7 protein-coding genes are annotated in these 6784 nt (G+C 62.8%); 5 read left to right on the top strand and 2 right to left on the bottom strand.

Annotated elements, in window-relative coordinates:
• The first annotated feature begins 82 nt into the window (after positions 1–82).
• The gene (locus ACIRG5_RS28440) at positions 83–991 is read left to right on the top strand and encodes a Scr1 family TA system antitoxin-like transcriptional regulator (RefSeq protein ID WP_402909921.1); all 909 of its coding nucleotides are present in this window, start codon (positions 83–85) and stop codon (positions 989–991) included.
• 29 nt (positions 992–1020) lie between these two features.
• On the top strand, positions 1021–1410 hold the full coding sequence (locus ACIRG5_RS28435) for a DUF397 domain-containing protein (RefSeq protein ID WP_402909918.1): 390 nt from the start codon (positions 1021–1023) through the stop codon (positions 1408–1410).
• 161 nt (positions 1411–1571) lie between these two features.
• Here ACIRG5_RS28435 and ACIRG5_RS28430 read toward each other — a convergent pair whose 3' ends face one another.
• Together ACIRG5_RS28430 and ACIRG5_RS28425 are read right to left on the bottom strand one after the other, a co-directional pair.
• On the bottom strand, positions 1572–2378 hold the full coding sequence (locus ACIRG5_RS28430; RefSeq protein ID WP_402909915.1) for a hypothetical protein: 807 nt from the start codon (positions 2376–2378) through the stop codon (positions 1572–1574).
• A 44-nt stretch (positions 2379–2422) separates the two neighbouring features.
• Positions 2423–4348, bottom strand: coding sequence for a hypothetical protein (locus tag ACIRG5_RS28425; protein ID WP_402909912.1), 1926 nt, complete (start codon positions 4346–4348; stop codon positions 2423–2425).
• 364 nt (positions 4349–4712) lie between these two features.
• Between ACIRG5_RS28425 and ACIRG5_RS28420 the strand changes: the two genes are divergently transcribed.
• From ACIRG5_RS28420 to ACIRG5_RS28410, 3 genes are all read left to right on the top strand, one after another.
• Entirely contained in the window at positions 4713–5192 is a 480-nt protein-coding gene (locus ACIRG5_RS28420) for a hypothetical protein (protein ID WP_402909910.1), read from the top strand.
• A 27-nt stretch (positions 5193–5219) separates the two neighbouring features.
• The gene (locus tag ACIRG5_RS28415) at positions 5220–5888 is read left to right on the top strand and encodes a hypothetical protein (protein WP_402909907.1); all 669 of its coding nucleotides are present in this window, start codon (positions 5220–5222) and stop codon (positions 5886–5888) included.
• Between the two features lie 85 nt (positions 5889–5973).
• The gene (locus ACIRG5_RS28410; RefSeq protein ID WP_402909905.1) at positions 5974–6690 is read left to right on the top strand and encodes a hypothetical protein; all 717 of its coding nucleotides are present in this window, start codon (positions 5974–5976) and stop codon (positions 6688–6690) included.
• Positions 6691–6784 lie beyond the last annotated feature (94 nt).

Genomic DNA, 6784 nt, shown 5'->3' with positions numbered 1-6784 from the left:
GGCAGGTTGACCCCTATCGAATACGAGGTAATCATGGCCACGCCAGCCAGTCAGGCTGCGTGACTACCACTGTCACCTACTCGTGCAGCAGACCCATCCCGGAGAGGCTCAACTCGGCATGGCCGCTGTCCGTACAGCCAAGAAGTTGCTGCTCGGTAAAGAGATCGAGCACATGATCAAGGAGTCAGGCCTTACGCAGGCTGAAGCCGGCGCGACGATCGAGGCAGGCCAGAGCCGGATCGCGGGGCTGATCAACGGCAGTGGCAACATCACGGTCGGAGACCTTGAGCGGATGGCGAACATGCTCGGCTTCCGCGACCCCGGCTACCAGGCGACACTCTTCGAGTTGCGCCGCGACAACCACAAACGGGGCTTCTGGACAACGGGTCACAACCGCGCCTATGGCGAGGACATGCGGCTGCGTGTGGACTTGGAGAAGCTCGCCGATCGCATCCGAATCGTGCAGTCGGAGGTCGTCCCCGGCTTGGGGCAGTGCGAGGGATACGTCCGCGCCATGCACGAAGGGCAGCCAGGGGCAGACGGCTTGACTGTCGAAGACCGAGTTCGGGCACGGCTGGCCCGTCAGGACATCTACGAAAAGGACAGCCCGCCGGACGTGCACATGGTGCTGTCGGAGTCGTGCCTGCGGCGCGAGTGGGCGGACCCGGCGGTGATGCGAGAGCAGATGGAGTACTTGGTCGAGCTTTCACAACGCCCAAACCTGATGATCCAAGTGCTGCCGTTTAAGGTCCCTGCTGGCCGCCGGGTCGTTCTTGGAACGTCGTTCACCCTCGTCCGGGTTCCGTCGCCAGGTGCGGCTGGCCATCTGGAGCTGGCCTACACCGAGGGCGAGGGTCAGATCCGATATCTGGATGACGAACTGAGCCTGAACGCGCACGATCAGGCACATGCTCGCCTATCAGCCGCGGCCCTGAGCTACGAGGAGTCGCGAGAGTTCATGCGCCGAGTGGCGCGGGACTTCGGCAAGTAGCAGTCAGTAGGCAGAGGAGAGACCAGGAGATGACCGCAAGCGCACCGACGTTCGAGGAAGCTGACTTCCGCAAGTCCAGTCGGAGCGTCCCAGACAAGGACTGCGTTCACATCGCTCGGCGCGACGGCACGGTGGAGGTTCGGGACACCAAGAAGTCCTTCGGTGCCCCTGATGATCACCGACTGTCGTTTACTGCCGCGCAGTTCGACGACTTCCTTGCACGGCTCGCCCGCGGCGAGCTGTCAGGCGGTTGCATCGAGGTCGTCGTTCGCGACGGTTCCACCTGGATCTTCCGGAGCCAAGTGCCGCAGCGCGGCAGCGTCACCGAGCTTGAGTTCACGACCAGCGAGTTCACGGCGTTTCGCCTCGCTGCTGCCGACGGGGAGTTCGCTGAGCACGCGTTCTCGATGGCGGCCTGAGTCCACCCCGAAGGAGCTGCGGGCGATGCATCTGCATCTCAGGTGGCGGCACAACACCCGCTACCTGGGCATGATGCGTCGCTCGCCAAGCAGGGGTCTGCGATGGAAGCGAGCAGCCGAAAGCTCAACCAACGTCGCGAGGGTATGCCAAGCGGACTACTTCAGATGCTGAGATGGGATCGGCTCCGTTGGTCGAACAACCGCCAACCCTCAGCAAGCATCTGCGCCGCAATGTTCGCCATGATCGCTACCTGCTGCTCCGTCGCACTCAACTTCACGTTGACTAGGTCATCGGTCGCACCCGGAGACAACTCCCGCTGCAGAAAACCAAGAGCGGCCCACCGACGAGCGTGCACCAGACCACTGCAGACCGTCCACGCCCACTTAGCACGCATGCCAGTTAGATTTCCGGCCTCATCACCTGCGGTGGCGACGATCTCGCCCCAGCTGACGGTCCGCGCGGCAACCTGGGCGATCCGTTCCTGCGACATGCCGCGGTCACGGGCCAGAGCCTGCAACTCGACCTTGCGCTTGTCACGCTCGTGAGCGGCTCCCATCAAATCCATCGCTTGAGACTCGTCCCACGCGTCCGCCCATTCCAACCGCAACAACCTAAATACTCGCTCGTTCCGGTTCATCGGCGCGAGCAGCCACACTGCGATCGCCGCGTTCTCTAGCGCCGCTCGCAGCAACGTGAACCCGCCTCGGGCCGGCAGCACTTGCTGTTCCTGGATCACCAAACGCAGGGTCTCGAAGTGGTCGACTGCACTGATGAGCGCAGGCACTACAGCGTGCGACAGCCGAAACGGATCAGTCACCCGATCGTCTCCGGCAAGGCTGCTACCGGGCAGGGGAACTGGCGCATCAGCATGGGTTCGCTCTCGCCAGACTTCGACCATCGCGAACACCTTCGACAGGGTCACCGCCATTGCAGGGTCTGCGGCCTCATGCAGATGATCTTCGTCCATACGCGACACCTCCAGAGTGGACACTATGAGCGCTAACTGCTGGCCTAGGTGCGACGTAGCTCGAACCAGGCAGCGACGGCAGCGGCGACGATGCGCTTCCGCAGGCTCCTCCGCGGCCTCGAACCAGCCGGACTGGCCAGGGTGGCTTTGACCGTGGCACTGTCGCGGGCGACTGCCGCATCGGTGGTCAACAACACCATGACGGCGCAGGCCTGCAGGGCAAGGGCTGCGTTGACCGGGTCGATTGCGGCGAGGAATCCGTGTGCGGTGAGGTTGCGTACGTTGGAGCCTTCACCGAGCAGGAACGTGCGCAGGAACCGTTCCCAGTCCGGGTCGAAACCGTTGTCCACCAAAGAAGGCAACAGACTTCCCAAGCCGGGAAACATCCCAGAGGTGTCACCCGCCTGTGTACGAAACACAGGCTCGTTGAGCTCCATCAGCAAAGCCCGAACCGCCGCCTCGATCTTGGGCACTGCTAGATGCACCGCAGCGTCGTACTCGCCGACCCAGTACAGCTGCAGAGCGGTCGCCAGCGGCGTGACGAGCGAAGGCGCAGCTCCGAAGCTCCGCAGGAACTCTTCGAGATCGGCGCGCGGTGGTATGCCGAAGCGGGCGCGGATTCTGAAGAGAGCGTTGCCCGCGAACTTCCCTGCGCTGCCCATCCGCACGGATTCCAGGCTGGTCAGTTCACGGTTGAACCGTTCGCCGGCAGACAGGGTTCGAGCGGGAAGATCATCGCTGCGGAAGACAACAGTGGTGATGCTGTTCATGATCGCCGACGCCTCCGTCGTCCGCGTGGCAATGATCTTGTTGTCCCGGTGGCTGCCCGTTGGCGAATGGGCGGGGTGCAGCCAGATCCCGAGGGCCCCACGCCAGTCTGTCGCGGTGTCAAAGCCTGGCAGGTAAGCGTCGAACAGCTCTGACGGGAAGTTGAGTTCGAGCTTGGTCGTCTCCCAGGTGAGTGCGGGAGCGGCCTGCAGTTTGGCAACGGCGATCTTCTCAAGATCAGTCAGCCCCAGGCTTCGCGCTCGGGTTGCAGCCTGGCTGAACAGCCACCGGATAAGCATCGGCTGGGTCTCGCCGTCAGCTTCAGCCAGCATCGCATCTATCAAGTGCCGATTCGCTCGCTCGGCACGATCCGGATCGTCTGCGGCACGCTTGCGTACCAGGACCGCTACATCCTCGATGACATGTACCTGCGGGAAAGCCGCCAGAGCCTGGTCCAGCAGCTGATCAACTTTCGGATCTACAGGCGCAGCAGACCTCCCGCGAGGTGGCGGCGCGATCAGAGCCCCCAGAAGCGGGATCGCCCCGTATGGATCTTCGTCGCGAGAAAGCACATCCTCAACCACATCGATCATGGCCGCAGCGATCTCCTGCTCCAGATCGACCAAGCCCACCTGGCGTGCCAGAGTCCGTCCGCGCAACAATCCGGCAGCCAGCTCACGCGGTCCAAGTGCGGTACCGATGGTTTCAAGGTAGGCGCGGCCAGCCTTCTCTGCGGTGTCACGCCCGTTCTTGAGGAGCTTCAACGTAAACGCGATGTCCCAACACCGCGCCCGCATCACCGGATGCGTGACCTGGTCGGCGAGAGCTAGCCACAGCTGACGGATGTCCTCGCCAGCCTCACGCAAAGCAAACGGCGCGAACGACGGGCCCTCGATCGGCTCCAGCGAAGCGCCCGCGACCTCGTCGACCGCTGCGGGTGTCAGCCTGTACCAGAAGGTGTTGAACACAACCTCAACGCCAGCCGGATCCAGTGGCGGGTCTGTCTCCGCGGCAAGCGCCCGCATGTTCAACGAAGCGTTGAGTAGGTCCGTCGCCTCCTCACAGCAGATGTCCGCCAGGCTCGCCAGCCCAGGTACGAACGCCGGGTCGTGCCGATACTGGTCAGCCCGCCCAGCAGTCTGCTCCGAGCCAACTGAAGCGCCGGCCTCTGGGGTCTCGTCTACATCCTCGGGCGCGGTCACCGCTGCTCCTTTCACCACAGGTAAGGCGCACAAGTCAACCAGCGGGCGCGAGCCACTCCAACCGAGTTACACACCTGGGTGAGCGTCAGCATCGAAGATGCTTCGACATCGTGTCAGGCTCGTCCGAGGCCCCGGCTCCAACCTCGATTCCGGTATCCACTTCACCACGAATAATGCGGGAAAGCTGGACCAAAGGCTATGGAGATCGAAGACCACCCCCGCCTGCACGAGTCGCGCGCATCAATAACACCCTGAGGTTCGCCCGAGTGGTGTAACTTGCGAATCCCACGCGAGCCTGCCGGCCGATGCGTGAACTGACACGGCACCATAGATGCCCATGAACCACTGACGAAATGGAGGTACCGTGCCACTACAGCATTGGAACTGCGATGTCTGCCATGATCCGCTCAGCAGTGACCCGAACGACGGCCTGGTCGTGTGGAGAGACAGACGGGTAAACAACCGGTTCGAATACTTCGACTTCAAGATCGTCCACAAGACGATTCTCGACGCTCCAGAACCGCGCCGCTGTGACCCTGGTTCTGCGGCTGGTTACTCCGCCAACCTGGACCTGGACCACTTCCTGGGCCCGAACGGCCTTGCCATGCTTTTGAGCTGGCTGTCTCCCGGCCCGATCAAGGGTGGCGACTACTCGCACATCGCTGTTTCCGACCTGAACGCATACGTCGACTTCGTGCGCCGAGTCCAGACGCCATTCTACGAGGAAGCACGGCCGCGCCTGAGCGACGAAAACACCCTTCACTGGCTCGGCGACGCCAACGAGTACTACCCCTACCTACCTGACACGCTTCGTCGGGTTACCGAAGACACCCTCGGCAGCTGACGCCCCACAGCAGACAAGGAATACACCGTGGCGTTCAATCGCCGACTGCACCTCTACCTGGACAAAGCCCGGGTCCAGACTTACCCGAACTTCGTGGTTACCTTCGGCATGGGGCATCACACCTACCTCAATCGCGAGCTTGCTTCTAAGGCCCCTCCCGTAGAACCGGATCGATCTGACCGCATGGTCGAGCTCAACGGTGTCCTGTGGCTGCTCGACGCCGTACAACGCGGTGATTTGTCAGCTGAACGGATGCGGAAACTGCTGGTCGACGCAAGCGCATACCTCAGCGACTGCTGCCAGGTGTGCGACGAGATCTTTGATGAGTGGCCCAAGCTCGACGCGAACCAGCGCGCCCAGCTCGAACAGTGGGAACGCCGGTCAGCGTCGCTGACCGCCGAGTCGCACCCATACACGCTCAACGCCACCGAGACCAAGATCCACCGCTGGGACTGCGGCACCGTATCGGAGGCCCCACCACCGGTATATCCGGACCGGCACACCTACGCCATGCGCGCCATGTACCCATTCGACTTCGACGACTACGACTCATCACGTAGTGCCCGCCGGATCACGCCTGCTGAAGCGACGGCTTGGGCGGCCAAGCGTAAGCGCCCACCGCGGTGTCGCACCTGCGCTCCGATCTTGCCGACGGTCACTTCATCAGAAGCGTCCGGCGTCGCCTCGACTTACTGACACCGAGGAGCGACACCGATCACCCGGCTGCTGCACACGGCAAAGTCTGTTTCCGGCCCCCGAACGGTTCGGTTACCGTTCCCTCATGACCGGCCTGCCGCCGCTGGAGGAGCGTCGTCCCCAGTTCAGGGCATCGAAGTTCACATGCCCGCATTGTCAGATGTACACGCCACACGAGTGGTCAACTCTCAGGCGGATCAAGGCTTCTCGCACCAGCCGAGAGTCAGTCCCCCTTGAGGGGGACAACACCAGGATGGCGGTCGCGTCGTACGCCGAGGCTTGGTGGACTTCCGTCTGCGCGTCCTGCGAACAGCCGTCAGTCTGGCGGCATGAGCGCATGCTGTATCCCTTGAGACTCGGAGGAGCAGCCCATGAGGACATGCCGACCGAAGTCCGCGAGTTGTTCGAGGAGGCCACCGCCGTTGCAGCCGTCTCGCGCCGCGCGGGAGCCGCTATGGCTCGCACAACGTTGGAACGTCTGATCAAGGTCTTGGATCCAAGCGCACCCTCCGGGGCGACCCTTGCCGTGCTGAACGACCGGCTCCGACCACGGATTAGCGCAACCCTAGGGCAACGCCTCGACATCGTCAGGGTGGCTGGGAACGGAGCGGTACATGTTGATCAAGCACCAGGCGACCTCGTCGTTCTTGCGCTAGATGATGCAAGCGGCCCTCAGCTGCTTGAACTCATGTTGGCAACCGCGAACGACCTAGTCGATGAGCTGATCAGCAGGCCTAAGCTGACAAGCACGTTGTGGGACAAAACACCCGCCGGACGCGCCTCAACCTCGCCTGCAAGTTGAGCCGGCTGTCGCTTCCATGCTGATCGATGGCAGTGGTCGGCGAGTCGAACAGCCCTTGTTATCAGTCGAGCAAGGCAAATCCTCGGGCCTGACG

This window comes from Lentzea sp. NPDC102401 (genome assembly GCF_044765805.1).
Lineage (GTDB): Bacteria > Actinomycetota > Actinomycetes > Mycobacteriales > Pseudonocardiaceae > Lentzea > Lentzea sokolovensis.
The sequence above is the reverse complement of the archived record's forward strand: the minus strand, read 5'-3'. Positions and strand labels throughout refer to the sequence as shown.

Excerpts from the sequence above, each read along its gene's own strand:
- ACIRG5_RS28435 (WP_402909918.1), top strand. The coding sequence starts at position 1,021 with ATGACCGCAAGCGCACCGACGTTCGAGGAAGCTGACTTCCGCAAGTCC.
- ACIRG5_RS28430 (WP_402909915.1), bottom strand. The coding sequence starts at position 2,378 with ATGGACGAAGATCATCTGCATGAGGCCGCAGACCCTGCAATGGCGGTG.
- ACIRG5_RS28410 (WP_402909905.1), top strand. The coding sequence starts at position 5,974 with ATGACCGGCCTGCCGCCGCTGGAGGAGCGTCGTCCCCAGTTCAGGGCA.